This window comes from Streptomyces triticagri (genome assembly GCF_003429565.1).
In the GTDB taxonomy this organism is placed as follows: domain Bacteria; phylum Actinomycetota; class Actinomycetes; order Streptomycetales; family Streptomycetaceae; genus Streptomyces; species Streptomyces triticagri.
In genome coordinates this window covers 121768-147530 of sequence record NZ_QUAK01000194.1, presented here as the reverse complement: position 1 = coordinate 147530, position 25763 = coordinate 121768, and the positions used below count along the sequence as shown (strand labels likewise).

Here is a 25763-nt window from a genome sequence, read left to right as displayed (position 1 = left end):
GCAAAAAGCCCAGCCACCGTACATAGCTACACCCCTCCAGTGGGCTTGATCGGGTGCTCCGGGTCCGGGCCGGTCAGCGGCGGCGGATACGGCTCGTCGGATGGGCCGGCCTCCGGCGGGATAGGCGGCACGCTGTCCTCCCACCCGTCGTCCTGGTCCGGCGGCAGCGGGTCCGCGGTCGCCGCCGGTTCGTCGATGCGCGGCCCGGCCAGAATGCCGGCGGTGTCGTCGTCGAGGCGCTGCGCCGGCGCCGAGGGGGTGAGGTTGCGGAAGGCGACGTCCCACTCCAGGGCGGTGTCGCCGATGTACTTGTAGCCGTGCACGTACACGCCGCGGTGTGTGGCGTCGGTGGCCTCGACGGTCTGGACCGGGTTGCCGGATTCGGGGTCGAGGCGGACCGCGCGGACGGTGTCGCCTTCGATCTCGCAGCGGAACGGGTACACCTCGGAGCGCACGATCCCGCCGCCGACCGGGGCCGCGGTGGCGAGCTGGGTGGTGGCGCCGTTGTCGAGCCGGTACAGGGTCATGTTCCCGGCCGCGGTGAAGGTGAAGACGTAGCCGTTCGGGGCGGGCAGCACGTCGGTGCCGTGGAACCACATGTCGTCGGTCGCGTTGGGGGCCCAGGCCGATACCGGGGTGTCGTCGGTCGTGGCGAAGGCGAGGCCGGCGGATCCGGCGGTCATCTGGCCGCCGTCCTGGTGGAAGACGATCTCGACGTCCCAGCCGTACGCGGTGGAGGGGGTGTTCTCGGCGAACCCGAACAGGACCGTGCCGCCGCGGATCGTCGACTGGGTGGGGAAGATCCAGCCGCCCGAGGGGCGTTTGACGCCGCGGGGTGCTTCGCGCCGGTAGAGGTTGCGCAGCACGGTGGCTGCGGACAGCTGGCCGGACATCATGGACTGGGTGAACCACTGGTCGCGGCCGACGTATCCGGTGCGGCTGGTGTAGGGCGGGTCGAGGGAGAGCACGCCGGCCATGCCGGCATCCCGGGCGGCGTCGGCCTGCACGCGCACACTGACGTTGACCTGCACCGCGTTGAGTGCGGACTCGGCCCAGGGGGTGAGCGCGTCGGGGGCGATGTCGCGTTCGAGGAGTGCCCAGGTGCAGCCGGCGTCCAGGACTTCCTGCGGGGTGAGGCCGCTTTCGAGGGCGGCCGCGTTCACGAACGCGCCGATGGCGATGCCAGCGTCGGTGAGGGGCTGGAGGGCGGAGCGGCGGGACTGGCCGGTGCAGACGACGACTTGGTCCTGCATGCACCAGGCGAGGATCTCGTCACGTACGGCGAGGTGCTGGCCGGCATCGACGTCGGCGTTGTCGAGGTACAGGAACCACACGAAGCGGTCGCCGTAGTCGGCCCAGGCGTCCGAGACGAAGTGCATGGGTTCGTCGTCGTAGCCGAGGCCGTACCAGTTCGCGACGCGGTTGGTCATGGCGCGGATGGTCTGGGAGGGCACGTCCTTGGGCTCGGTGCCCTCGACGAGGGCGGGCGGGCTGTAGTCCGCCGGCCGGGTCAGGTCCGGCTCGTTGATGATGACCATCCGCCCGTCGGCGGTGATTTTGGGGCGGATCCGGATGGCGGGCAGGTTCAGGGCGGCGGCGTGCTCGATGGCCGACATCGAGCCGTAGGGGGCGATGTTGGAGCCGGCGCCGTTGTAGCCGCCGTGCCAGAACTCCTGGGCGGCGAGCCATTCCACGGTGCGCACGCACCGCAGGCTGGGCGGGAGTTCGTTGTCCGGGTCGGGGACGTACAGGCCGCCGTCGGAGCCGTAGCCGACCTGGTTGCCGGCGTCCGCGGAGGCGTAGGTGGCGAGTTCGCAGGGCCGGTTGTAGCGCAGCCCGGGACCGGCGTGGTCCCCGATCGCCGAGACCAGCGCGCACGCGCCGGTCTGGCCGTTGTGCTCCAGGCTGATGATGTACGGGGTGGAGGCGGAGCCGTTGCCCTCCACGAAGATCGGGTCGATTCCGAGGACCCTGCACGAGCAGCCCTGGCCGCATCCGCACCTGGGCATGTCAGGCCTCCTCGTCGGTGGTGTTCAGTGGCCCGGGGTAGGCGGCGAAGGTGCGGCCGGTGGCTTCGTGGCGCCAGTGCTGCAGGCTGCGGCCCTCGGGGTAGTACAGGTGCCACCATTCGCCGTTGACTTCGCAGCTCATCTCGCTGGCGAGGATCCCGGGCGGGTTGGCGAGGCGGCCGATCGCGGCGTTGGACTGCATGGCGGCCACCATCGGCCGCTGTGCCGCCCGCTGGCCGGGTACGGCGGTGGACGTCATCGTCGTGGCTCCTTAGCTGTGCTCTAGTCGCCGGGGGCGGGGGTGTCCCCGGACAGGGCGTTGGGCGGCACGAGAGTGATCGCGATCTTCTCGCCGGTCTTCTGCGACCAGGTGCCTTCGACGTCGGAGATCCGGAACGGTTGCAGCAGCTCGGTACACATGCCTTGGGTGGACACATCGACGCGTTCGCCGCACACGAGGTCGTTCACGTCGAGCGGGGTGTCCGGGTGGAGTTGGCTGTTCTCGGGCATGCTGATCGCCCACGGGATCGGGTACCGGCCGGCGAGCGCGGATCGGGCCGCTTCGCGCAGGTCTTCCTCGTCGGGCTCTTCCTCGTCGACTCGGGTGATGAGGTCGACGCGGCCGTACGCAGTACCGAAGTACCCGGTCCCGACGGCCCGTCCTTTGCTGATGTCCTGCTGGTCCTGGTCGTGCGCCCACGACGCGGTCGCGAGCGCGTTGCCGTCGGTGATGACCTGCAGGTCGCCGAGGATGTCGTCCAGGCCGAGGCGGGCCAGGGGCGGGTCGTTCTCGGAGAGTCCGGCGATCAGGTAGAGGGTGCGGCCGACGGTGGTCCAGTGCAGGCCGCGCTTGTTCAGGGCGCGCAGGATGTTGCCCACGTACTCGGCCCACACCGAGGTGTTGGACGAGCCGTCCTTCTCGTACTTGATGACCTTCGAGCTGTCCCGGCGGACGATGTACTCCATGATCCGCGGGTAGTCCGGCGGCTGCGACAGCGAGGAGAGTTCCAGGTTCAGGTGCAGGATGTGCTCGGCGATCCAGGTGACCTGACCACGCCGCCGGCCCTCCTCGTCCGGGGTGGCTTCGACGTAGCGCATCTTGAAGGTGTTCTTGCAGCGGTCGAGGTAGGCGAAGACGTCTTTCGCCTCCAGGACGATCTCGCTGCGCCCCTCGGTCACCTTGATGACCGGGCCCTCCCAGACGCGTACGCCGTCGCGGAGGATGAGGAGTTCGTGCACCCACGGGGTGACCTCGCCGAGGATGCCGCAGCAGGCGGGGTCGTTTCCCTGCCGGGCGATGGTGACGGTTGCTTCGGAGACGTCGTTCAGGCTCCGCGACCAGCCCACATCGGTCACGCCGTCCAGCACCGGGCTGCCGAAGACGCGCCCGTTCTCCCGCCAGACGATCTGGGCCTGGTAGTCGCTCGCGCAGCCCAGGGGTCCGCGTACGTTCGCCATCTGCGCCTCACCCGACCTGGCTGCGCGGGACGAGTTGGACGCGGATGCGGGCGTCGTCGGCGACCGTGGCGCGCGGGGCAAGCACTTCGATGCAGAAGCCCGTCGGGCACTCGAATACCGGCCACACGAACGGCCCGCCGAGCTGCGTGTACAGCTGCGGGGTGGCGTACGAGGCGCGGCCGGTGGTGATGTCGGGGCATTCGACCTGCGCGCGCTGGGTGCGGCCGTCGACCGTCAGGCGGGACTTGGCCGGCAGGAAAGGCACGGTGATGTCCAGGCAGGCCTGGCAGGGGTCGTTGACCTGATCGCACGGCAGATCCTGGGGGTTGAGCCAGAACCGGACGACGACGCGGCGTAGTTCCTCGGCGCCGGTGTCGATCTCCACGACCGGGACGGCCTCCATGTACTGGGGCTGGTCCAGTGGGGAGAGGTGGATGCGGGTGCGCCACCAGTTGTCCGGGCCGGTCGGGTAGCAGGGGTCGACGATCTGCGGCGGCCGGGGTGGGTCGGCCGGCGGCGGGCACTGTTCGTCGTCCAGGCAGTTGGGGGGCTGGCGGCACTCCTTGATGACCTCGTCGGGGTCGTAGCCGTTGAGGCGCTGTCCGCTGGTGATCAGCGTCCAGTCGCCGAGCGACGCCAGCGGGTCCGTGTAGATGTGGGGCTTCTGCGCGGCGAGGGTGAATGTGGTGGTGGCGATGAGGAGGCCGCCGAACTCCTGGATGGCGTCGGGCGCGATGGTGGGCGCCTCGATCAGGGTGACGTCGTAGAGATGGCGGATCTCCGCGTCGCCGGGGTCGTACGCCGAGGGCGCCATGCCGGGGCAGCAGGAGAACAGGCACATCTGGTCACCGGCGCACCCCTGGCACGAGGAGGAGCCGTTGAGGACCCAGGACAGGTACTGCAGGCCGAACGCCAGCGAGCACTCGTCGCGGGCGACGAGGGCCACGGTGTAGGCGATCTCGCGGGCCCCGAGCCTCGGGGGCGAGTAGTACGCGCCGTCCCCGATCAGATCGGTTGCCTCGCGGGCGATGGGGGCGCCGGCAAAGCCGGTGACGCCGAGGCCGAGCACGCCGTAGAACCCCCACGTCTCGGGCGCCTTGGGGTCGTACCAGGGAGCCGGGTCCGCGTCGAGCGTGAAGTACGGCTCGTCACCGACGGATTCGGGCAGGTCGGGGCAGTCCTCGCACGCCAGGTTCACGCCGGCGTTCGCCGCGTACGCCTGGGCGCGGAGGCTGTTAACTACCTCATTTCCCCCCAACTCAAGATAGCCGTCCCAAATTGGACTCACCCCCTGACGTGTCGGTGTCCGCCAGGTACTGCATGGCGGACCGCAAGGTCTCCGGGTCGTGACGGAGTGCACCGATTCCCCGATTGCACAGCCCGCACAGCAAGCCGCGGACAAGGCCGGAGTCGTGATCGTGGTCGATATGCAGGCGGTTGTCGTCGGCTGGGTCACCGTGTGCACCGCAGATCGCACAACGATGGTTCTGCGCTGCCGACATCTCCAGGAAGCGCTGCCATCCGAATCCGAAGCTGTGCATCATCGACCGCTGCTGTGCACTGTGCCGTCTGCACATGCCGGTGCTGTGGTGATGACCCGGCGCATCGCACCAGTGGAGCCAGCAAGATCCGTGAAAGTCGCGGGCATGCTCCAAGCAGCGTGCGTATACGGCAATTTCCGTGGCAGTGCATCCGTCGACGACGCACTCGGTGACTGGTGAACGGCCAGGATGCTTCTTCTGCCCGATCACCCAGACCTGACCAGTCGTCCTCTTCTGCTCGTTGTGTCGGACGCAGTACCCGTTGCGGTACGCGGCCTTGCGCTCGCACAGCGGGCCTCGGCAGTCGATCAGCGACCACTGGATGATGGGCCGGAGCTCCTCGCCGCGCCGTTGCATCGAGTAGTGCGTGGAGCACAGGCCGCTGCCATTCAGGTAGTGCTCGCACCCGGGGTACGAGCAGCGGGGATAGGCGGGCTCTGTGTGCGCATGGGTGAAACAGACTCCCAGTCGCTGTGTTTGACGAGTGCATCCTTCAACACGGCAAAGCGGCTTAGGCATGCGATCATTATTTCTCACAAACACGCAGGTGGCAGGAGAGACTTGAGTGATCGTCATCATGCGCCGGCCGCCCTTGCGATGTGCCCGAGCATCAGGTGGGCGAGGACGTTGGGGTCCGAGGCGCGGGATTGGACGTGCCAGGTGTTGTTGATCGTGGTCTGGCCGCCCTTGGCGTTGCCGAGGATGTTCAGCAGGCCCGACTCGCGGGCGAGTTGGCGGGCCCGGTCGGGACGGGTCAGGGGGATGAGGACTTCGGGTCCGGCCTCGCCGACGCCGATCACGCGGGGGCTGCTGAAGACGCCGCCGTTCGCGAACCAATCCGCGGGGTTCAAGCTGATGTCGGGCTTGATCGCGTCAATGATCTTGTCCTTGATGTTGCCGAGTGCGTTCTTGATCCGGCCCCACAGTCCGGAGAAGAACCCGACGATGGCGGTGAGTCCGGTGCGGACCGCGTCGCGGGCGCCGTTGAGGACGCTGCGGAAGGCGTTTCGGACATTGCGCGCCAGCGCGCCGAGGATGCCGGAGATGCTGTTCCAGAGGTTCCGGAAGCGCGTGATGATCCAGTTCAGTCCGGTCGACACGATGTTCCGCGCTGCGTTGATCATGTTGGCGAATCCGGTCGAGACGCTCCGCACGATGTTCATGACGACGTTGAGGACGCTGGTGAGCATCTGACGGAAGAACCCGATGATCTGCGAGATTCCCCGTCCGACACCGGACGCGGCGCCCGTGATGGCGGGGCCGATGCGCGCGAACCAGGCGATGGCCTGCCCGACCCATTTGATCACCGTGGACAGGGCGCGGCTGACGTTCAGGAATTCCAGCACCAGGGCCAGGAGCGGAGCTACGAGTTGAATCAGCGGCGTGATCAGCCGGAGGAACCAGGCCACCAGTTGACCGACCAGCGTGATCAACGGGGTGAGCACTGGGGCGAGTTGGATGATCACGTTCAGGACCGGCATGAACGCGAGTGCCAGCTGCACCAGGGCCGGGGTCAGAGCGGCGAGGATCGGGCCGAGGGCCTGCACGATCGGGATGAGGGCCTGGCCGATCGCGGCGACCAGCTGCATGACGGGCGGCAGGATCTGCTGCAGCACCGGCATCAGTGCCGCGAAGACCGGGACCAGGGCGCCGGCCAGCGCCTGGATGAGCTCGGCGACGATCGGGAGGATCAGTTTCAGTGCGTCGCCGAGCATCCCGCCGAGCATCGCCACGACCGGCGCGATGGCGCCGATCAGCTGGGCGAACGCGGTGGATAGTTGCGGCAGGATCGGCGCGAGGGATCCGGTCAGCGCGGAGATGACGGGCTGGATCGCGGGCAGCAGCGCTCCGAGCGCTGCGGTCAGCAACTGTCCGATGGTCGCGGCGACCTGACCCACCACGGGGATCAGTGGGGCGATGGCGGTGAGGATCCGGCCGAACGCGGCGGCGATCGGCTGCAGGACGGGCGCGACGTTCGAGAACGCTCCCGCGAAGGCGGACGAGATCTGCTGGATCGCGGGCAGCAGCGGTGTGAGCGCGGTACGGACCGCTTCGAGCATGGTCGCCAGTCCGGTCAGCCCGGACCCGCCGCCGGCGGCCATGGCGTTGCTCAGGTCGGCGAAGATCCCGATGAGGGGTGACAGGACGGCGCCGAGCTGCTGGAAGGTGGTCATGGCGCCCTGCACCCATCCCACGGCGGCCTTGCCGCCCTGGGCGGAGCCCAGGAACTGCCCCATGCGGGCCGAGGCGTTGGCGATCGCCGCGCCGAGCTGTGGGCCGAATGCCTTCGACACCGCGGCGCCGACGTTCAAGAAGCCCTGGACGAGGGGCTGCAGGGACGCGCCCAGTCCCGCCGTGACCTGCCGGGCCCCGGTCAGGATGGTGGAGATCTGGCTGATGCCCCTGGTCGAGGCCGCGAAGTTGACGGCCTGGGCGGCGCCCTTCGCGAACTCGGCCGCGATCCCGGTCAACCCGGCGCGGAGGGTGGGGAAGACGGCGGCGAGGTTCGCGAAGGCGGGGGTGAGGGCCTGCGCCCATTGTGCTGAGACGGCCTTCTGCAGGCCGTTGAACGCGGGCTGCAGTTGCTTCGCGGATTCCTTGATGCCGTCAAGTCCGAGCGCGACCGCGCCGAAGATCGCCACGGAGCCGGCCAACGTGGCCGGCAGGGCCGCGATGATGCCGACCGCCGGGGCGAGCGCGGCAAGGAGAGAGCCGACGGCGCCGGCCGCGGCGATGGCGCCGGTCGTCAGAGCCGTGAAGCGGAGACCTTTGGTGAGGATCTTCCCCACGGACGTGGCCGTGGAGCCGAGGCGCAGCAGGGAGGAGGTGGTGCGGTCGATGTCGCGGTCGCCGCCACCTCCTCCGCCCGGCGTGGGGGTGGTCGAGGGTGTGGTCGGGACGACGACGGGCCGCATACCGCGGGCGGCGCGCTGGAGCTCGGCGCGGAAGCGTCCCGCGTCGGGGCTGACACGGACCTGCACGGGGCGCAGGGTGCGCAGTTGGCGCTGGAGCTCGGCGCGGAAGCGGCGCAGGTCGGGAGTGATACGGACTTCGGCCCGTACGCGGCGCAGGGCGCGCTGGATGTCGCGGGCGATCTGCCGTCCGGCCTGGTTGCCGGTGCGGCGCAGGGAGGCCTTGAGGGAGCGGTCGAGGCTGCGGCCGGCGTCGCGGCCGGCGCGGGAGAGTTCGTTGTCGAGCTGCCGCCGGAACTGGGAGGTGTCGGCGACAACGACGACTTCGGCGCGGCCCTCCTCAGCCACCGCTCACCTCCGGGCACACAAGCCGCCCACCCGTAGGTGGGGGTTTGCGCCCGGCCCTTCGTAACCAGCGGCGACTCGCGTATCAGGCTACAGCCCGCAGCGCGGCCTGTATGGCAGCCGTCGGGGGGTCAGCCGCCTCCGCCGAGGCCTGCGACCTGCTGCAGGAAGCCCTTGGCATCGCCGTTGGTCTGCCGCTTGCGGGCGGCCAGGAGCCGTTTGCGGGTGGCGAGTTCGGGCGGAGGGTTGAACAGGTCGAGTTCGAGGCGGCGGGCCCTCTTCTCGTCGGCGGAGACCGCGGTGCGCAGCCACGCGAGCATGGCGGCGATGTGCCGGTGCGCGGGCAGTGCGGCGGTGGCGTCGTGGGCGACGGTGACGGTGTAGGCGCCGTACTGGTCCCAGTGCTCCAGGGCGGTGGCGGCGAGGCGCCCCGCGGTCCACCAGGGCACGCCGTAGATGTCCTCGGCGAGTTCGACGGCGATGGTGCGGCAGTCGTCCAGGTCGAGGGAGCTGGTGTCGTCGGCGAGTTCGGTCAGGAAGGACTGCTCGACGACGAGGGCGGGGACGAGTTCGGTGTAATCGCCGATGGCGGCGTGAGTGAGCAGTCGGCGGCCGTCGGCGGGGATGTCGAGGTGCCAGGCACGGCCGCCGTCGATGCGGAACGGCAGGAGTCCGCCGTTGCTCGGGCCGAACGTCACGCCGACTTGGCGGTCTTGCTGCCCTCCGCGGGCTTGGCCGCTCGGGGCGCCGCGGTGCGCTTCTTGGCGCGGGGCTTGGGCCGGTCCGAGGGCGGGCGTACGGCGCGGGCGCGCGCCGAGGGGGCGGCGCCGGTGTCCTTGTCCTGCTCGTCGAAGTGCTCCTGGATGCGGGCGATGATGCTGCTGATGACGTCCAGGTCCAGGTCGTCGTCGAGGTCCAGGATGCGGTCGGTGAGGTAGTCGACGTCCTGGCGGTCGATGAGGAAACTCTGCAGGAGCTTGCGGACGAGCGCTTCGCCTTCGTCGGGGTCGTCGCTGGCGTGCTGGGCGAGGCGGCTGATGGAGATGCCGGCTGCTCGCTTGGGGCGTTTGATGTCGTACAGCTCGCCGTCGAGGCGGATTTGACCGGCGGATTCAGATCGTGCCTGGCGGAGATCGTCGGTGTCGAGGATGACGTTCTTCACGCACCCCACGCCCCTTCACGTAGTGCAATCAGATGGACACTCAGCGTATGGCACGGGTTATCGGCGCCGCACCGGCCACGGCGACTCAGCCCGCAGCGCCTCCCACAGGAACGGCTGGCCGCGGGCGGGCCCGACCCGGCGCGCGAAGATCGTCCTCCCACCGATCTGGAATCGCAGCGCCTTCGCACGCCGCGGCACGACGGGGCCACGGCCGTTGTGCACGATGCTCGCGTAGTCGACGTCGGTCCACACCCGGCCGACGATCCGGCCGCCCTCCTGCCGCACGGCGGAGCGGATCGAGGCACGAAGGTGCCCGCTGTCGACCGGGGCGCGCTGCCGGGCCCGGTTGGCGACGGCCCGCGTGACCCGCTCGACGCGCTCACCGATGTCGCCCTGGGGCGACAACAGGCGGTTGATCGCTGCCTGGTTGAGCCGGATGTTCACACGCGTCGGCACGATCTCCCCCAGCCTTCCGGTTACAGGTCGAGGGCGAACTGGACGACGGCGCCGCCGCATCCGCCCTGATTCGGCGTGGGGCCGGCGGAGAGCGGGGTGAGCGGCGCGTACGGACGCAGCGCGTCGCAGCACGCGAACGCGCCCCTCAGGGCCCGCAGATCGGCGACGAGGGCGTACGCGTCGCGTTCCCGCTCCTCGCAGCCCGGCGGCGATCCGTCGTCGCCCGGGACGGCGATGCACCGGTAGACACCGGCCTCGACGACGGCGCGCCACCGTACGGGGGTGTGGCAGCCGCCGGCGCGGCCGGTGATCGATCGCGGGATCGTGCTGCCGGTCTGGCGCGGGTCGAGCCTCACCAGCCGCACCCAGGCCTGTCCGTGGCCGCCGTCGCAGGTGCAGTCGCAGAAGTCCGCCGGCGGCCGGTCGTCGCCCCACACGACGCAGCACGCGCACGCCGCGCGGCCGATCGCCTCCAGCTGGGCGCACGTGCAGGCGAGCAGATCGCGCATCAGCGGGCCGATCTTCGGGTCCGCGTCGTACGGGTCGATCGGTTCGGCCGCCGGTGCGGCGAGATCAAGCCGGTTCACCACAGGCCTCCGGGGGTGTTCCGGCCGAGGCTGGGCGGGGCGGCGGGCAGGTCGAGACTGAAGACCGCGGCGCGCTGCCGCAGTCCGTTCGGGTTGACCTCACTCAGCCAGCTGTCGACCTCGGGCAGGCCGGTGCGGCCCTTGTCGAGCCATTCCCCCGGGTCGAAGACGTCCATGGTGATGCCCTCGCGGGTGATGGACTTCACCCGTTCCGGCAGCCGGCAATCGCGTGCGCCACGGCACTGCTTGACGATCTCGCAGGCGAGCGAGGACACCGCGCGTACGGCGCCGGCCGGGGGCCGGATGCCGCGCAGGTAGCGCACCGAGAAGGTGTCCGGCTCGGTGTCGGGGGCGGTGAGGTTCTGGCAGTTCGGCCAGCACCCCGGGTCGTCGCCGGGCGGGGCGCCGGCGGTGTTGTCGATGATGGCGAGGACGCTCATGCCCGTCGGGTCGCTCGTGTCCGGCAGGACGTCGAGCAGCGGCGGTGACAGCTCCGGGGCGGTGCGCACGAGTTCGGTGCGGCCGCCCTGGTCGAGGAGCATCCAGTTCCGCACGGTGCGGCCGTCGAGCTTGACCTCGACGACGTCGTGCACGGGGCCGGGCAGGGCGACGGAGCACAGGGTGCCGCAGTGGCAGCCGGTGGTGCAGCCGCAGGTGCGGTTGAACCATCGGCCGTTGTCGATGTACGGATCCAGCACACCGCCGCCCGCACCCGACTTCGGGGTGTAGCAGGCGGCGCGGCAGGGCCGAATGTACTCCTCGCACAGCCCGTAGCGGCCGGCGCTCAGGCGCCACAGTGTCTCGGTGGCGACCTCGGCGGCCGCGTGGTGCGCAGGCTCCCAGTCGGCCTCGTCGTCCGGCCAGGTGGGGCAGCACGAGGGGTCGATGGGCCACGGGGCGCACGGCCCGTCCTGGATGGACATCGCGGCGTTCCTTTCGGCGGGCGGGCTGTCAGGTCTTCTGCACGCGCTGGCACGTCACGAGCGCCCGGTTCATGGTGTAGGCGTTCGACCCGGACCAGCTGCCGCCGGTCCTCGTGGCGATGTGGGCGGTGGCGGTAGTGCCGGCGGCGGCCTCGAAGATGCCCTGGGTGTGGATCACCTGCCGCTTGCCCGACGTGCCGTTGTCGGTGCCGCCGCTCGCCGGGCTGGACGTGACGGCGACGCAGCCCGAGTTGGCGATGAGCCCTCCGGCCAGGTCGAGCAGTACGGAACCGAAGTCGCCCTGTTTGGCGGTGAACAGCATGGTCACCTGCACGACCCACAGCCCCGACTGCAGCACCACCCGGCCGCCGCTGACGCTCGCGCCGTCCTGGAATCGGGCAGCCAGGGGGATCTCCGTGCCGGAGCTGAACGTGCTGATGGACATGTCGTTGGTGGCGTTGCCGCCCAGCCAGTACCCGGCCGCGGGGGCCGGCGCGCTGCCGATCGCGGTATCGGTGGCGACGGCGAGTGCCTTGATCTGCGCGTCGCCGGCCGGCCGGTCGCCGGGCTCCGGATACGGGAGCCGGTACTTGGGTGTGGTGCCCATCAGCCGTCTTCCTTCGGGGGGAACGTCGTCATGGCCGTCCAGGTCGGCGCATCCACGGCTGACCATGTCGCCCATTTCACGGGCACGTCGGCCCAGACGGGCAGGCCGGGCACGCTCACGGTGGCGTGCCCGACCTCCTCTCCCGAGGTGGCGGTGACCGTGTACTGGGCTGCGGCCAGCGGCTCTGTGGGCTGTTCGGACACGCCCTACACCCGGGCGTAGGTGTGGTCGACGGTGCCGGTGCCGGCCGGTGTCTGGACGGTGGCGGCCTGGCTTCCGTCGCCGAAGTCGACGGTCGTGGTGGGCTCGTCGGCTCCGATGATCGTGAAGTGGAACAGCGCCGGGTTGTCGTCGTCCTGGACGGCGGTGATCTCCAGGTCGATGTTGAACGGCACGCTCACGTCGGTCTCGTCGAACGCGGTCGTGTCCGCCTTGGAGGTGGTCTTGACCGTGTAGGTGCCGGCGGTGGCGTACTTGTGGGTGATGGTGGCGCCGACCTCGACCGGGTCGATGACGGTGGTGGAGTCGCCCCAGTCCACGGTGACGGGGCCGTCGCCGGAGTTGGAGACGACGGTGAGCTTGGCGGTCATGCCGGTGGTGTCGGTGTCGTCCATCACGATGTCGACGACCGGCGCGGCGGCCGGGACGGTGACGTCTACGGTGTCTGTCTCCTCGCCGGAGGTGGCGGTGACGGTGTACGTGGTGGCCATGGCGGTTCCTTCCGCAAGGAGGGCTTAGATATAGGGCACGGGGTGGGCCCGGCCGACGGGGACGGTGGCCTGGGGCCAGGTGAGGCCGTGCAGGTTCAGCGAGGTGAACGTCGACGGCGAGGACACGGTGCGCATGTAGCCGGTGCTGACATCGACACGAACCGTGGGGGCGATGCCGGAGGTGGTCAGCCCGGCCACCGAGGACGCGAAGGAGTAGAAGGCGTCGGGAGCGCAGTCCTCGGGCCAGGTGGTGAGGAACGTGGCGGTTCCGGAACCGATGGGCTGGTTGTCGGTACGGCGGATCTGGCCCCACAGGTGCACGCGGCCGAATTGCACGTAGTAGGCGGCCTGGCCGGTCAGGTACTCCGCGGCCAGGGGCAGTTCGTGCATCTCGGCCCACGCGGACCGGTCAACTGCTGTCGCGAGATCCTCGAGTTGGGCATTGCCGCGGGGCGGATCCACGTCCTGGGGGTAGGGCAGGTTCAGGTAGTCGGTGTGCTGGGTCGCCATCAGACCGTCCTCGTGTACGTGTGGGCGATGGTGGCGGTGCCGCCGATGGCGTCGGCCCGGCCGTGGTTCCCGTCGCCGAAGGTGAAGGCGACGGCGGCATCGGGCGGGGTGACGTGGGCCGCGGTGAAGTGGAAACGGGCCGGGTCGGCCGGGTCCGGGGTCGCGGTGAGCGTGAAGCGGGCGGCGGGGACCGTGACTTCGACGTCGGCGCACAGGTCCGGGCGGACCCGGTCGCACACCTTCACGGTGTATGTGCCCGGTAGGGCGTAGGTGTGCGGGACGGTGCCCTGTTCGGGGCCTGGTTGCAGGGGCGTGCCGTCGCCCCAGGTGATGGTCGTCGGCCCTGCCACGGCGGGCCCCCTCTCGGTCGAATGGACCCCGCAGCCCCGGGCTGGGGCTGCGGGGCAGGGGGATCAGGCGGTGACGGTGACCTCGACGTTCACGCCGGAGGCCGGGTTGACCTTCGAGGTGACGCGGGCCTGGTAGGTGCCGGCCTCGGTGTAGGTGTGCTCGGCCGTGCCTTGGTCGGGGCCGTCGGAGGTCTTGCCGTCGCCCCAGGCGATCGTGGTCGGGCCGTTGCCGTGGTTGTCGATCGTCATCGTCGCGACCAGGGCCGCGGTCGCGACGGTGGCGGTCGGGGGCTCGGCGACGGGCACGGTGACGGCCGCGCGGGCGCGGAACGTCGTGACGTCGGTGCGCTGCACGGTGACGGTGTAGATGTTCGGGCGGGCGTAGGTGTGCACCAGGTTGATCGTGCCGTCCTCGGCCGCTTCGAACTCCTCCTGCGGGGTGCCGTCGCCCCAGGCGATCGTGCCCTTCTTCGGGGCGTGGGCGGGCATGACGATCTGCGCTGTGACGGCCATGCGGTCGTCCGGGTCGTCCGCGGTGAGGGTGAGCTGGGGCTCGTCGGGGCCGAGCGGCACGGTGACCTGCAGCGAGGTGACCACACCGGGGGTCTGCGCGTCCCGGACGGTGATCGTGTAGTCGCCGTCGGCGGCGTACTTGTGGGTGGTCCAGATGCCGTCGTTCGCGTTCGTCTCCGGCGTGTTGTCACCCCAGTTGATGATCACCGCGCCGAAGCCATGGTTGTTCGGCCGGATCCGCACCGACTGCCGGGGGTTCTCGCCGGCGACGCCGGTGACCTGCAGCTCGGCGGGCGGCGGGGTCGGGCGAATGAGCTCCTCGCAGCCGCACTCCTCCGGCGGCTCCGGCGGTGCGACGTCGATCGCGGTCATGACGCGGTAGTGCGCTCCCGCCGGCACCGGGGTGACCAGGCCGCCCGGCACACCGTTCTCGTCGAGCTGCACCTGATACGGGCCGGATGCCCAGCCGCCGGTGCTCGCCTTGGTGTTGCCGGAGAACGTGAAGCTGGTGTTGTCCTCGCCGTTGATCTCGATGTCGTCCGGTGCGCCGCCCGAAAGGCAGGGGAAGAGGAGGTAGCCCTGGCCGCCTTCACCGGCCTCTTCGCCGGAGCAGGCGTCGGTGTCGTCGGACTGGGCGTACTGCGGCCACACTTCGAGGGCGAAGTTCGCGCCGCCGAGTTCGCTGGTGACGTCGAAGCCGACGACGTTCCCGAACGCGTCGTACACCTTGGGCCAGTTCGCGTTCATCATCGTCACGACGTCCGGGTCCAGGACGCAGAACTCGATCTCGACGGTGGCGTACTGGAACACGTCGTCGGTCTTGGACGTGGCGCAGGCCTTGCCGTTGATCTTCGTGACGGTGTTGGTGTCGCCGTCCTCGACCTCGGAGGAGATCGTCATGGAGATGACGCCGTCGGTGACGACGCTGCCGCACTCGCCGTAGGAGGGGCGGCAGCAGTTGTCCAGGCGGGTGAAACGCAGCATGGCGGCCCCCGCGAAGGTGGCGCACTTCGAAGGCATGATCAAGTACCTCTCAGGGGCAGGGAGTTCAGCCGAGGCCGATGACGGACATACGGATGACGGCCAGCAGGCAGTCGTGATCGAGAGCCCAGGTGCGCTCGGCGACGACCGTGCGCGTGTTGGTGGGCGGGTCGAACGATTCGTTGGAGAACACGTCGCTGCGGAAGGCGCGTACGGGTCCGGTCGCGAACGCCAGGAACGTGCCGGCCGGGACCTGCGTGGAGCCGTCGTACCCGGTGTAGAACGCGATGCGGGACCCGAGCTTCGTGCGCATGATGCCGTCGTGGTCGTCGTCCTCGATCAGCGAGGCGTCGGAGAAGTACGGCTGGGTCCACATCGGCACGTGCAGGGTCGGCAGCCCGTTGAAGGTGCCGTAGTAGCGGGCGCCGAACTCCAGCGTGCCCACCGCTTCCTTGAAGTCGATCCCGGGATCGGCCACCCCGAGGTCGATGGCGTCGCCGGCGTCGTGGGCGGCGACGAGCTGCGCCCAGTGGCGGGCTTCGACCTGGCGCCACTCGGCGAGCTGCAGGCGCCGCCGGGCGGTGGCGTGGACGTCGTCGCCCATGCCGACGGGGTTGCATTCGAAGCGGTGGTAGACGGTGAAGGGGTCGAATCCCTCGACGATGTCGAGGCCTTCGGCCTTGGGCTTGAAGTGCGAGGAGTCCTCGGGCCGCGGCGGTCCGGGTACGTCCCGGGTCGCGGCGAGCGTGACCGCAGCTCCGGGCAGGACCAGGTCGACGGGGTCGCCGGTCGCGCCGGTAGGGCCGGTGATGCGGATCGCGTAGGTGCCGGCGGCGAGGCCTGTGGCGGCGGGGGCGTCCTGGCCGGGCTGTCGGGTGCCGGTGATGCCCTCGGGTGTGGAGGCGAACGCGACCGGGAACTCGGACGCGGCCGGGGAGGCCGCGGCGATCGTGTAGGTGTCGTCGGGCTGGATGGTCACAGCACGATCGGCCGGTGAGCCGAGCGGCAGGGTGACCTGGCTCGTGCGGGGCGTGACCGTGCCCCTCGACGAGTCGTAGGTGGCGGTGACCGCGCCGGCGGCCTGTCCGGGCCAGGTGACCTGCTGGCCCGGCTGCAGTGCCTTCCGCTCACCACCGACGGTGATGCCGATCGCGGACTGCGAGGCGGCCGGGGATGCGGCGGTCAGGGTGTGGGCGGTGGTCGGCGGCTGGATGTCGGCGACGATGTCCTGGACGGATCCGCCCACGGTGATGTCGTCGGACTCGGGGGTGACGGTGCCCGCGGCGGAGGCGAGGGTGACGGTCTGGGTTCCGGCCTCCAGGTCGCTCCAGGTCTCCTGTGCGTCGGGGGCGATGTCGTGGCTGACACCGGCCACGGTGACGGTGACGGTGGCCTTCGAGGACTGGTCGGAGGCGATGGTGACCGTGAAGGTTTCCGGGCCGCCGCCGTCCGATGCGGACGAGGTATGCAGGGTGACCGGCAGTGTGGCGGGCACGTCGGGGGTAGAGCTGTAGGTGACGGTGACGTCGAGCGCCGGCGGCGTGACCGCGACGGGAGTGAACACCACGGTGGCGTTCTGGGTGACCGGCGCGGGCGGGGTGATGTCGGGGCATGGGCCGTCGACACTGCCGACGTCCGCGCAGTGGTCGGAGTCGTAGGTGACTCCGGCGAGCTGCCAGTGTCCTGGGGCCTCGGCCGGCAGCTGGGCGACGGACAGCAGACCGTACCGCGGCGCCTCCAGGTCGGGGGCGGAGTCGATGAGGTCCCGCGAAGGGGTGGGTGTCGTCACGCTGGCCGTCCAGGTGCGCTAGCAGGAACGAGAAGGCTGGGCGGGGGTCCTGCACCCGCCGTAAAGGGGAGGGCCCGGGCCGACGAGGAGGACGGCGGGCCCGGCGGGTGCAGGACGTGTGGGCGTGCCTACGGCGCGGCGGCGCAGGTGACCGACTGGTGCGATCCGGACAGGCCGTTCGCGCAGAGGTCGATGGTCAGCACGTAGCTCGTGCCGCACCGGGAGCAGACCTGCCAGCCCTCCTCGGTGAACAGCGACGTGTACATGTTCTGGATCAGGCTCGCGTGGTCGTAGACCCCGTCGAGGGTGATCACGTCGGCGGTGAGCTGGAAGAACGTGCCCGCCGGGTACAGCAGGACCTTGACCTGGGTCGGCCACACGGTGGGCGCGGCCGCGCCGCCGAAGCCGGTGTCGTCCTCGTCGGCATAGGCGTCCTGCCAGTCGTACACCCACTGCGGGTTGACGCCGGCGTTGCGCAGGTAGGTGTCCAGCTGGGCGTCGCTGATGGACCAGCGGTTGTCGATGCCGAGCTTCTTGCGCAGATCACTCTTGAGGATGCCGCGCAGCCAGTACGGGGCGACCATCTCCAGCGTGGCGTTCTGGGAGAGCCGGTCGCGGTAGCGCTGGTACTGCACCTGCAGCTCCAGGATGGACAGGAGCGACTCGACGGCGCCGGGGCCGTGGGGGTCGGCGACCGCTGCGCCCGGGTTCGGGGCGGCCGGGCCGGGGATGGTGACCGCGGTCGACAGCTCTTCCATCTTGGCGAGCTTGCGGGCATTCATCTGGTGCGCGTGGATCGCCAGGGCGCCCTCGGTGAACGCACGGATGCGCTCGGGGTATCCGCGCTCGGCGAGGATCGAGCTGCGCAGGCACACCCCGGAGATGTCCATGCGGCACTCGACCGGGTCCGGCTCGCAGGGGACCTCGTTGCAGGTCTTCTCGGTGCCGGCGATCGCTTCGGCTTCCGTCAGGTAGAAGCCGACGGAGCCCCAGATCGCGGCCCAGTCGAAGTCGGCCTGGTACTCGATGCCGCCACGGCGGGCGGTGACCTGCGGGAGGCTGATCAGGCCCTCCTGCGTGATGCGCAGCGGGCACAGATCGTAGAGACGTTCCGAGGGGGCGCACCATCCGCCGGCCGCGGTGAGCGAACCGCCTTCGAGGCGGGCCTCGTTGGTGGCGTGCTCCAGGACGCGCTGGACCTCGTCGCCCTTCCCGGAGGAGATCGTGAACTCCTCGGGCAGGGTGCGCTTGATCCGCGCGATACCGACGCGCTGGCGACCGGTTCCGGAGCCGGAGGTGATGACCGGCATCATCCGCTGTTCCCAGGCCCGGCCGAAATCGGTGAGGTCGGTCAGGGCCTGGCCGGAGGAGAAGCCGGGGACCTCGGCGGCCGCGACGAGCGAGAACGACTCGATGGCGCCGGCCGGGGTCTCGGGGGCGGGCGGGGTGCCGCGCTGGTGGCCGAGCGGAACGGCCGGGCGCTGCGGGCGGACCGCGAGTTCGGCGCCTGCTGCGGCGGTGGCGGGTTCGGGGGCATCGGCGGCGATCTGCTCGGCCTCCGCGACGACAGCGGCCTCGTCCGACCCGGTATCGGCGGCCGGGTCGGTGTCGGCGTTGTCCTGGCCGCGGGTGGTGAGCGAGTCGAGGCGCTCGGCGGCCTTGCCGAGGCGCTCGGCGCGGGCGTCGGCGGCGTCCATGCGCTGCTCGATCGCCGTGGAGAGGGCGTCGAAGGAGTCGAGGACGGCGTCCTCGATCTCATCGCCGCTTTCCAGGTGTTCGGTGGCCCAGGCCTGCAAGTCGTGGGCGGTGGGCGCGTTCTCGCCGGTGAGGGCTTCGCCGATCGCGGTGGTGCGTTCGTCGGCGTCGGTGATCGCGGCGAGGCGCGCAAGGAGCTCTGCAAGGTTCATGAGGGCACCCCTTGATGCGTGGGTGTGTGCCCTCGGCCCTTGAAACCAGCAGAGCGTAGTGGTTCAGCTGCCTACGGTAGCTGAACCGGGCCGCGTTGATCAGCAGATGAGCCTCAAACCCCTGGATCAGAAGTGAGCCACTCGTCTGGCAGGCTCATGGTCGAGCTGGCGTATTCAGCTGACAGCCCACGCGGCTTTGGCCCGCTGGCTTCCGAGAAACTGACAACGCACTGTTTAAAGCTCGCGCCTTCAAACGTCGCAGCACCGTTGGGACCGAACGTCACCTTATGGAAATCAACAAAGCTGTGGCCAAATTCAGCCAGCTCGAATGACACATCCCCAAGGAAGAGCGCGGACCGGAATGACCCCTTGAAAAGTTCGAACTGCGCCCCCTTAAGCATCACGTAGCTGGATTCTTCGAAGCACGCGTCACGAAGCCCCAACACACCTAGGTCATACACTCGCAAACCAACACTGAACAAAGAAGATGTCGAGTTAAAAACAGCCTCGTCAAAGCGCACTGCCCCACGATCAGATATCCGCGCATTAGTGAGATTGACGACCGCGCCCACAAAATGCGCACTCTTGAAAGAGAGTTTCGAATAGGTGAAATGCACGTACGAAAGGTCGATGTTCGCATCGACCACTACGCCAGTAAGGTCGACGTCGCACCCGTGCCAGGAGCGGTGCTCTCCTGCGGGGATGCGGAAGTGATCACCGATGAGGCGAAAAATGGTGTGCCTGACTTCACGCAGCGCGACGAACTGGCGGTATGCATCGTGGTGGCGGGCAGACTCGGGAGGGGCAGGCGCGAAGGGCAGGCGCAAATAGGCACAGAGGACGTCGATACACGTCTGCCGCAACTCCTGAGTAGGGGCGTCGTCGGCCAGACCGGCCAAGGCATGAACGCCCCCCAGGCGCACCGCGGCTGATTCAGCACCCAACTTGTCGACTGCCTGTGAGAATCGTTCGGTATGCAGCCGAGTGGCCTCCCGGTGTGCGCCGGCTTCGTCGACTCGTTGTCGCCGATAGGCGACAATGAGGGCGACGAGGGCGCCAGCGCCTGCGACAACGCCGAAGGAAAGTTTGACGAGGTCGAAGAGCGTCGCTGCGTCCAGCTTGGTGCTGGACTCGATGTGTTGGACGTCGAGGATGACGACCAGTGCCCAGAAGACGCCAGCCGATCCCAGGATCGCGGCGAGGAAGGCGAGGGCAAGGACGCGCCCGACCTTCCAGAGCCTCAACTCTCCGTCGTCTATTCGTGATCGCTTGTCGGTTCCCACGCGCAGAGAGTAGATGCGCGCTGGGATCCTTGCCGTGCGGAACCAGGGATTGTCACATCGCCTTGCCGGTCGCGGCGTTGATGTACGTCACCGTGCCGCCGAGGCGCTTCTGACCGCGCTCGGCGGCCTCCTTCGTGTGGTAGTCCGCCGTCGCGTACCCGCCACCCTGCGGATACGAGTGCCGGTACACGCCGGCGGTCTTGCGTACGACGCCGTTCGCTGCGCCGGACCTCATGCCACATGGTTTGCAACCCACCGCGGGGCCCCCTTCGTTGATGTCAGCTAGCTCGAGCCTCGGCCCGCTTGGCTTCCCACTCGGCAACTGCCGCGCAGGCCTTGGCGCGGGTGTCGGCCTTCACGTTGCCGCCGCCGCGACACCAGGACTTGGTGCGGCCGACGGCGATCTGGATGGCCTGCGATTCCGTACGGCCGCTGCGCATGAGCGCGTTGGCGATTTCCCGGATGTAGCGCGGGAGATGGCCGGTTCCGGTCTGCTCGATCCAGTTCGCCCACTCCTCACCGCCTTCGGCGTCCGCGTCCGCGGGGGTGGCGCGGGCGGCCAGGGCCTGCGCGCGCCGCGATCGGGCACCGAGCCGGTGGGCGTTGCTGCGTACGGCGAGGGCGTGGGCGCGCTCGACGCGGGGCCGCAGCCTGCGGTTGGTGGTGCGGGCGGCGAGCTGGTCGACGCGGGCCAGCGAGCGCGCCATGCGCACGGTGTTGCCGCGGCCGCCGGTCTCCTCGGTCCAGGCCTGCCCGGTGGCGGTGCGCCGGCGGGCGACGTCGAGGACGTCCGGGGTCAGTGCGCCGGAGGCAACGAGGGCGTAGTCGGACCGGTCCGTGGCCGCGGACTTCGGCGTGTAGAAGCCCTCGTGTCCGGCGGGGACGGCCAACACGGCCTTGAGGTCGAGGCCTCCGCCCTCGTTGCGCCAGTCGCCGGAGAGGGTGGCGAGCTGGAGTTGCAGCATCTGCTCGTCGGTGACGGACGGGAGCAGCACGCCGGACATCCAGATGCCGTGTGCGTCTTCGCCGCACCGCACGGCGGCGATGATGCTGCCGGTCGATTCGTAGTGGTTGACGGCCCGCTTCCCGGAGTTCTGCCCGGGACGGGACCAGGGGGCATGGTCGGTGCCCAGGCACAGCGGGCCGACGTCCACGAGTCCCTCGCTGGTGGGGATCGGCCGCATGTGGAAGCGCTCATAGGCGCTCGGGCTGTGCGGGGCGAACACCTGACGTCCCTGAAAGGACACGTGGGGGACGTTCCAGCCGGCGATGTGGCCCCAGACGCGGCGGGTCTGGGAGTCGTACTGCCACAAGGTCAGTTCGGTGAGCTGCGGGTCGCGGAAGTACTCGGTGGGCGGCATCCACCCTGCTCCGGCGCCGGATGCGGTCAGCGCGGTCTCCAGCGCCTCGCCCTCGGCACCCCCACCGCCGTCGCCGTCGTCGAAGTGCTTGTTGCCGGCGTCGATGAGCTTGTCGACGGTTGCCTTGGCCTGCTCGGCGCCCTTGGGCGGGGTGGCGCCGCGGGCTCCGCCCAGGGCGGCCTTGGCGGCGACCACGCCCGCCCAGACGAGGGTGAGTTCACCGTCGATGACGTCGGCTACCGGGTAGGACCAGGAGCCGCGTTCCTGCGGGCCTCCGTCCTCGACGAGGAATGCGCGGCGCAGCTTCGCCGGGTCGAGCTGCTCGCCGTCGGTGGCCCAGGCGAACAGGCGCTCCTTGGCGGCGTCGCCGTCCCACGCGGTGTCCTTCGGCGCCCATGGCAGCGAGGTCGATACCGCCAGCTCGACGCCGGCCGTGGTGGCGAGAGCGATGTCGGCGTCTTCGGGGAGCTCGGCGGCGGGGACGGCGTCTTCGGTGTCGCAGTCGACGCGGTTCCAGCGGCCGGTGTCGGGGTCGAGGAGGTAGCAGCCCTCCCTCTCCTCCTCTTCGTCCTGCTCGTCGGGCTCGGCCGCCGGCTCGGCGGGCGGTGGGGTGTCGGCGAGGGCGACGTGGGCGTCGGGGAACGCGGGATGGGCGACGAGGGTGGCGCCCATGATGCGCCAGCCGGTGAAGATCTGCCCGACCTGGGAGCCGTCGGTCATGGCCGGGTCCTGCGGGTCGCAGTCGGTGTCCGGGGTGCCGTCGGAGCCGATGCACACGGTCTCGGTGTCGGCCTGGTCGATGTCGGCGGACACGAACCGCAGGAACCCGTCGGAGATCTTGCGGGCGAGGGCAGCGCCTTCCGGGTCGGTGGTGTCGATGCGGCCGGAGCCCATGACCTGGTCGCCTTCACGCCAGACCTCATCGAGGCTCATCAGCCCGACCTTGGCGCCGTCGTGGCCCTGGGCCAGCTGGTACTGCACCGCGACGGGCAGCGGCAGCGGCCGTACGCGGAGCTCCTCGGCCTGGTCGAGGGCGAGCATGCGGCCGTCCGCGGACCAGGTGTTGACCAGGGAGATGGGGCCGGACCAGGCGCCGTCGGAGTCGAGGGTGACGCCACCGGCCGCTGTGAGCGCGTCCCACGGGGCGTAGGCGAGAGCTTGGTTCATGGGGGCCTCCACGTCGGGCAGGGGCGGAGCAGTCAGGGACGGGTCGCCGGCGCGGGCGACGAGGATCGTGCAGCGGCAGTTCATGACCTCGGACAGTGGGGCGCGGGGGTCGCCGGGGAACTGCATCCGGGATCGGCCGACTCTGAACGGCTGGTTGAGGCGGCGGCGTTGGCCGTGCGCGGCGCGGTGGGTGTGGCGGGTGCGGGCGTCGCTCGTGGCGAGCCAGGTCTTCTCCCATCGCTCGCCGGTCGCCTGTTCGGCGTCGAGGGCGCCGGCCATGAGGCCGGCGTTCAGGGCGGTGGCGGCGGCGGTGCGGCCCATGATGTCGGCCTGGCCGTGCCACTCCTCCAGGGTGGCGAGCTGGGCCACGCGATCGCGCAGTGCGCCGGTGTTCTCGGCCCGTGCGATGACGGTGCGGAAGGCGTCGGCGACGCGGTCGGTGATGCCGAGCGTGCGGGTGGCCAGCTGGTCCAGGTCCGTGTCGCTGGTGTCCTGTTCGGGTCCGGGCGGTGTGCGGCGGGCCTGGGCGAAGCCGGTGCGCCAGGCCTGCCGGAACGCGGGTGCAAGGTACTGGGCGACGAGGCGCCGCCACAGCGGGCGGTCGCTGTACGACGGTCCGGCGGCGGTGAGTGAGGCGAGGGCGCGTTCCTCGATCGCGGCGACATACGCGCCGATCGCCTGGCGAGCGGCGTGGGTGAGGGCCTGCTCGGCGCTCGCGGTCTCCGGGGTCACGCCGCTGCCTCCGTGCATCCGGACTGCCGCAGCAGCAGCGGGAGGTGGTCACGCGAGTGCGGCTGGCCGGCCACTAGGAGGGCGCGGACGTAGTCGTCCACGGCCTGGTGCAGGCACGGTTCGTTCGGGGTTGCGTCGTGGAACTCGGCGAAGGCGTCGCGCAGCATGTCGTCGAGCTGGTCGCGGTCGGCGCGCAGGGTGACGTGCACTTCGTGGCGGGGCATGCGCTGCAGGGTCTGCCTGCGGGAGCGGGGCGTGGCGTGGATGAGCCACTGGCCGGCGCGGGCGAGGGCGCGGCGTACGGCCATGTCGAGACAGGTCGTCAGCCATGTGTCGGGGCTGGTGAGGGCGAGGGAGGCGGCCTGCCGGGTGTCGGCGGGTTCGGGGGTTGAGGACGGAAGGGCGGGGGGTTCGCCGCGTCCTCCACCGCCTGGTCCCGGCAGGCCTGCCGGGGGTGCCCCGTTGGGGCGGGTCAGTGTCGCAGCCGGTTCAGCCGGGACGCTGGCGAGGTCGATCGGGATGCCCAGTGCGGTGAGCGCTGCGGGGGCGAGTGCGGGGTTGTTGCGGGCGATCTCGGTGAGGAGGCGGCGGCGCTGCTCTTCGGCGTCGGGGGCATCCTCGCCGGACAGGCCGAGTTCGCGGCGGTAGGTGTCGTCGGAGACGATGCCGTCCCGCCAGGCCTGCGCGACCTCGGGGGTGCGGTTGGGGCGTTGCTTGAGGCCGGCGATGTCGTACCAGACCACCCAGTCGTCCGGGTTCTCGATGCCCATGGCGGTGAGGGTGGGCCGGTACCAGTGGGTGGTGAGTGCGTCGCACATCACCTGCAGCATCGGCTCGATGTGGACCTTGATCGCGGACTCTTCGGTGAGCCAGGCCGACCAGTGGTTGGAGTCGCCCATGCCGAGGAGGATCTCGGGCGGGATGTCCATGCCGATCGAGAGGCGGCGTACGGCGGCTTCGCGGAGCTCGCGGGCCTGCGCGTCGAATTCCGTCGCGAACGACAGGTGTTCCATGGCCTTGAGGGCGTCGGGGTTGCCGGTCGCGATGATCGGCACGATCGCCGAGGCGTCGTCGCGGTTCTTCAGCGGCGCGGCCATGGCCTGCAGCAGGGCGGCAATGAACGGATTGGCGTGCAGAGGGTTCGGGCCCTCGGACTGCTGTGGGTTCGGCAGGTCGACGCCGTCGGGCACCTTGAGGAGGCCGGCCCCGGCGAGGCGGGATTCGGCGGTGGCCTGGATGTGCGCGGAGATGTCCAGGAGCTCTTTGGCGGTGCCGCGCAGGGATCGCATCGGGGAGTCCGGCTGGGACGCGTCCTTGGGGTGGGGGCGCCACAGCTGGACGATGGTGTCGCGGCCGGGCACGAACTCGATCTGCTCGGCGGGGTTGTCGGGGTCCTTGACCCGCAGCTCCCCTCCGCCGGTCGAGGTGACCTCTTCGTTCGAGGCGAGCAGCCAGCGGTTCCCGCCCTCCGGGCCCTTGGCGGTGCCGAGGAGCCACGACTCGCCGGGGACGTCGTAGTGGATCGTCAGGCGCTTGATGAGCTGGGCGTGGCCGAGGGGGCCGCCGGCGAGGTCGAGGAGCGGCGCCAGGAGCGCGTCGGATCCGGGCGTTTCGTCGGAGTCGACGGGGGCGGGTGCTGAGGAGCCGTCGGGGTCGAGGCGGCCGACGTAGAGGCGGGCGCGGGAGCAGGCGGCGGCGCGCCATCCCACGCCGTAGTGGATCTCGGGGACCTGGTCGTACAGGTCCCAGGCTTCCTTCTGCCAGGGCTGGCGGCGTGAAGTGGCTGCCCTCACCTGCGTTTTGTCGGTGAGGGCAGCCGAGGCAAGCAGGACGTCGTCGGCCGGATTGTGGATGCCGAGTTGGGTCTCGCGGCGGCCTCGGTGCAGTCGCCAGAATGCCATCAGCTCATGCCCCCTGGGCCTGTCGGGTTCAGGATGCCGCGGTCTCGGCCGGGTCGGTGCCGGCGTGGCCATCGGGCAGGACTTCGGCGGCGAGGCCGATCAGGTACGAGGAGGCCAGGACGGTGATGGCGTACAGGAAGGTCTGCACGGCGTTGAAGTCCCAGGGCCAGGCGCCGGAGTTGTAGCGGAACAGCAGCGCGAAGGTGAGGGCGCTGGCCCAGAAACCGACGCACCAGTCACAGGTCGCGAAGCCGAGGGTCGTCTGGCGGCGTGATACGCGGCGGTCCAGGCGTGCCTGCTCGGCCTTGTCCTGGTCCTTCTTGGGTTTGGTGCGCGCTGCGACGGCGGCGAGCTGGGCGGTGCCGGAGCGGCGGGCGAGGTGTTCGCGGAGGGGGGCGGTGAGGGTGTCCGTGGTGACCAGGCGGGTCAGGCGCGCGGCGGCGCCGAAGGTGAGCAGCCCGATCACGGCCAGGGTCCACGTCATGCGTAGATCGTAGCCGTTTCGCTACGAGGCGTAGCGTAAGTGGAATGGGGCCACCCGCACATCGGGCCCGCACCC

Annotated in this window: 24 protein-coding genes; all 24 read right to left on the bottom strand. The window is 70.2% G+C overall.

Annotation, left to right across the window (positions count from 1 at the left end):
• Positions 1 to 26: 26 nt before the first annotated feature.
• A complete protein-coding gene (locus DY218_RS27190) occupies positions 27 to 2009 on the bottom strand; it encodes a hypothetical protein (RefSeq protein ID WP_128558773.1) in 1983 nt (660 codons plus the stop codon).
• 1 nt (position 2010) lies between these two features.
• A complete protein-coding gene (locus DY218_RS27185) occupies positions 2011 to 2268 on the bottom strand; it encodes a hypothetical protein (protein WP_128558772.1) in 258 nt (85 codons plus the stop codon).
• A 23-nt stretch (positions 2269 to 2291) separates the two neighbouring features.
• On the bottom strand, positions 2292 to 3467 hold the full coding sequence (locus tag DY218_RS27180) for a hypothetical protein (RefSeq protein ID WP_128558771.1): 1176 nt from the start codon (positions 3465 to 3467) through the stop codon (positions 2292 to 2294).
• A 7-nt stretch (positions 3468 to 3474) separates the two neighbouring features.
• Positions 3475 to 4755, bottom strand: coding sequence for a hypothetical protein (locus DY218_RS27175; protein ID WP_147336181.1), 1281 nt, complete (start codon positions 4753 to 4755; stop codon positions 3475 to 3477).
• Positions 4727 to 4969 carry an endonuclease VII domain-containing protein gene (locus tag DY218_RS27170; protein ID WP_233521924.1) on the bottom strand — a complete coding sequence of 81 codons (243 nt, stop codon included), beginning with the start codon at positions 4967 to 4969 and terminating at the stop codon, positions 4727 to 4729. The genes DY218_RS27175 and DY218_RS27170 overlap by 29 nt, the downstream gene beginning before the upstream one ends.
• Before the next feature lie 614 nt (positions 4970 to 5583).
• Positions 5584 to 8268: a phage tail protein gene (locus DY218_RS27165; protein WP_128558769.1), complete on the bottom strand. Its 2685-nt coding sequence runs from the start codon at positions 8266 to 8268 to the stop codon at positions 5584 to 5586.
• 128 nt (positions 8269 to 8396) lie between these two features.
• Positions 8397 to 8963: a hypothetical protein gene (locus DY218_RS27160; protein WP_128558768.1), complete on the bottom strand. Its 567-nt coding sequence runs from the start codon at positions 8961 to 8963 to the stop codon at positions 8397 to 8399.
• A complete protein-coding gene (locus tag DY218_RS27155; RefSeq protein WP_128558767.1) occupies positions 8960 to 9427 on the bottom strand; it encodes a hypothetical protein in 468 nt (155 codons plus the stop codon). Before DY218_RS27155 ends, DY218_RS27160 begins: the two co-directional genes overlap by 4 nt.
• Positions 9428 to 9484: 57 nt before the next feature.
• Entirely contained in the window at positions 9485 to 9883 is a 399-nt protein-coding gene (locus DY218_RS27150) for an HK97 gp10 family phage protein (protein WP_128558766.1), read from the bottom strand.
• A 20-nt stretch (positions 9884 to 9903) separates the two neighbouring features.
• The gene (locus DY218_RS27145; RefSeq protein WP_128558765.1) at positions 9904 to 10470 is read right to left on the bottom strand and encodes a hypothetical protein; all 567 of its coding nucleotides are present in this window, start codon (positions 10468 to 10470) and stop codon (positions 9904 to 9906) included.
• Complete coding sequence (locus tag DY218_RS27140) at positions 10467 to 11393, bottom strand: hypothetical protein (protein ID WP_128558764.1); 927 nt, start codon at positions 11391 to 11393, stop codon at positions 10467 to 10469. The genes DY218_RS27145 and DY218_RS27140 overlap by 4 nt, the downstream gene beginning before the upstream one ends.
• Positions 11394 to 11421: 28 nt before the next feature.
• The gene (locus DY218_RS27135; protein ID WP_128558763.1) at positions 11422 to 12000 is read right to left on the bottom strand and encodes a hypothetical protein; all 579 of its coding nucleotides are present in this window, start codon (positions 11998 to 12000) and stop codon (positions 11422 to 11424) included.
• Complete coding sequence (locus tag DY218_RS27130; RefSeq protein WP_128558762.1) at positions 12000 to 12203, bottom strand: hypothetical protein; 204 nt, start codon at positions 12201 to 12203, stop codon at positions 12000 to 12002. Before DY218_RS27130 ends, DY218_RS27135 begins: the two co-directional genes overlap by 1 nt.
• Before the next feature lie 3 nt (positions 12204 to 12206).
• Positions 12207 to 12710 carry a PKD domain-containing protein gene (locus DY218_RS27125; protein WP_128558761.1) on the bottom strand — a complete coding sequence of 168 codons (504 nt, stop codon included), beginning with the start codon at positions 12708 to 12710 and terminating at the stop codon, positions 12207 to 12209.
• A 24-nt stretch (positions 12711 to 12734) separates the two neighbouring features.
• The gene (locus DY218_RS27120; RefSeq protein ID WP_128558760.1) at positions 12735 to 13220 is read right to left on the bottom strand and encodes a hypothetical protein; all 486 of its coding nucleotides are present in this window, start codon (positions 13218 to 13220) and stop codon (positions 12735 to 12737) included.
• A complete protein-coding gene (locus tag DY218_RS27115; protein ID WP_128558759.1) occupies positions 13220 to 13570 on the bottom strand; it encodes a hypothetical protein in 351 nt (116 codons plus the stop codon). Before DY218_RS27115 ends, DY218_RS27120 begins: the two co-directional genes overlap by 1 nt.
• 63 nt (positions 13571 to 13633) lie before the next feature.
• Entirely contained in the window at positions 13634 to 15103 is a 1470-nt protein-coding gene (locus DY218_RS27110; protein WP_128558758.1) for a hypothetical protein, read from the bottom strand.
• Positions 15104 to 15131: 28 nt separating this feature from the next.
• A complete protein-coding gene (locus DY218_RS27105; RefSeq protein WP_128558757.1) occupies positions 15132 to 16853 on the bottom strand; it encodes a hypothetical protein in 1722 nt (573 codons plus the stop codon).
• A 128-nt stretch (positions 16854 to 16981) separates the two neighbouring features.
• A complete protein-coding gene (locus DY218_RS27100) occupies positions 16982 to 18760 on the bottom strand; it encodes a major capsid protein (RefSeq protein WP_128558756.1) in 1779 nt (592 codons plus the stop codon).
• A 113-nt stretch (positions 18761 to 18873) separates the two neighbouring features.
• Positions 18874 to 20043 carry a pentapeptide repeat-containing protein gene (locus tag DY218_RS27095; protein ID WP_128558755.1) on the bottom strand — a complete coding sequence of 390 codons (1170 nt, stop codon included), beginning with the start codon at positions 20041 to 20043 and terminating at the stop codon, positions 18874 to 18876.
• Positions 20044 to 20095: 52 nt separating this feature from the next.
• Positions 20096 to 20278, bottom strand: coding sequence for a hypothetical protein (locus DY218_RS27090; protein WP_128558754.1), 183 nt, complete (start codon positions 20276 to 20278; stop codon positions 20096 to 20098).
• 43 nt (positions 20279 to 20321) lie between these two features.
• Positions 20322 to 23303 (bottom strand): phage minor head protein, encoded by a 2982-nt coding sequence (locus DY218_RS27085; protein ID WP_158574130.1) that lies wholly within the window; start codon positions 23301 to 23303, stop codon positions 20322 to 20324.
• Positions 23300 to 25204: a hypothetical protein gene (locus DY218_RS27080; protein ID WP_128558752.1), complete on the bottom strand. Its 1905-nt coding sequence runs from the start codon at positions 25202 to 25204 to the stop codon at positions 23300 to 23302. The genes DY218_RS27085 and DY218_RS27080 overlap by 4 nt, the downstream gene beginning before the upstream one ends.
• A 28-nt stretch (positions 25205 to 25232) precedes the next feature.
• A complete protein-coding gene (locus DY218_RS27075; protein WP_128558751.1) occupies positions 25233 to 25688 on the bottom strand; it encodes a DUF1360 domain-containing protein in 456 nt (151 codons plus the stop codon).
• Positions 25689 to 25763: the final 75 nt, after the last annotated feature.

Coding starts and splice junctions, on each gene's coding strand:
- DY218_RS27190 (WP_128558773.1), bottom strand. CDS start 2,009: ATGCCCAGGTGCGGATGCGGCCAGGGCTGCTCGTGCAGGGTCCTCGGA.
- DY218_RS27185 (WP_128558772.1), bottom strand. CDS start 2,268: ATGACGTCCACCGCCGTACCCGGCCAGCGGGCGGCACAGCGGCCGATG.
- DY218_RS27180 (WP_128558771.1), bottom strand. CDS start 3,467: ATGGCGAACGTACGCGGACCCCTGGGCTGCGCGAGCGACTACCAGGCC.
- DY218_RS27170 (WP_233521924.1), bottom strand. CDS start 4,969: ATGTCGGCAGCGCAGAACCATCGTTGTGCGATCTGCGGTGCACACGGT.
- DY218_RS27140 (WP_128558764.1), bottom strand. CDS start 11,393: ATGTCCATCCAGGACGGGCCGTGCGCCCCGTGGCCCATCGACCCCTCG.
- DY218_RS27135 (WP_128558763.1), bottom strand. CDS start 12,000: ATGGGCACCACACCCAAGTACCGGCTCCCGTATCCGGAGCCCGGCGAC.
- DY218_RS27125 (WP_128558761.1), bottom strand. CDS start 12,710: ATGGCCACCACGTACACCGTCACCGCCACCTCCGGCGAGGAGACAGAC.
- DY218_RS27120 (WP_128558760.1), bottom strand. CDS start 13,220: ATGGCGACCCAGCACACCGACTACCTGAACCTGCCCTACCCCCAGGAC.
- DY218_RS27110 (WP_128558758.1), bottom strand. CDS start 15,103: ATGCCTTCGAAGTGCGCCACCTTCGCGGGGGCCGCCATGCTGCGTTTC.
- DY218_RS27100 (WP_128558756.1), bottom strand. CDS start 18,760: ATGAACCTTGCAGAGCTCCTTGCGCGCCTCGCCGCGATCACCGACGCC.
- DY218_RS27090 (WP_128558754.1), bottom strand. CDS start 20,278: ATGAGGTCCGGCGCAGCGAACGGCGTCGTACGCAAGACCGCCGGCGTG.
- DY218_RS27080 (WP_128558752.1), bottom strand. CDS start 25,204: ATGGCATTCTGGCGACTGCACCGAGGCCGCCGCGAGACCCAACTCGGC.
- DY218_RS27075 (WP_128558751.1), bottom strand. CDS start 25,688: ATGACGTGGACCCTGGCCGTGATCGGGCTGCTCACCTTCGGCGCCGCC.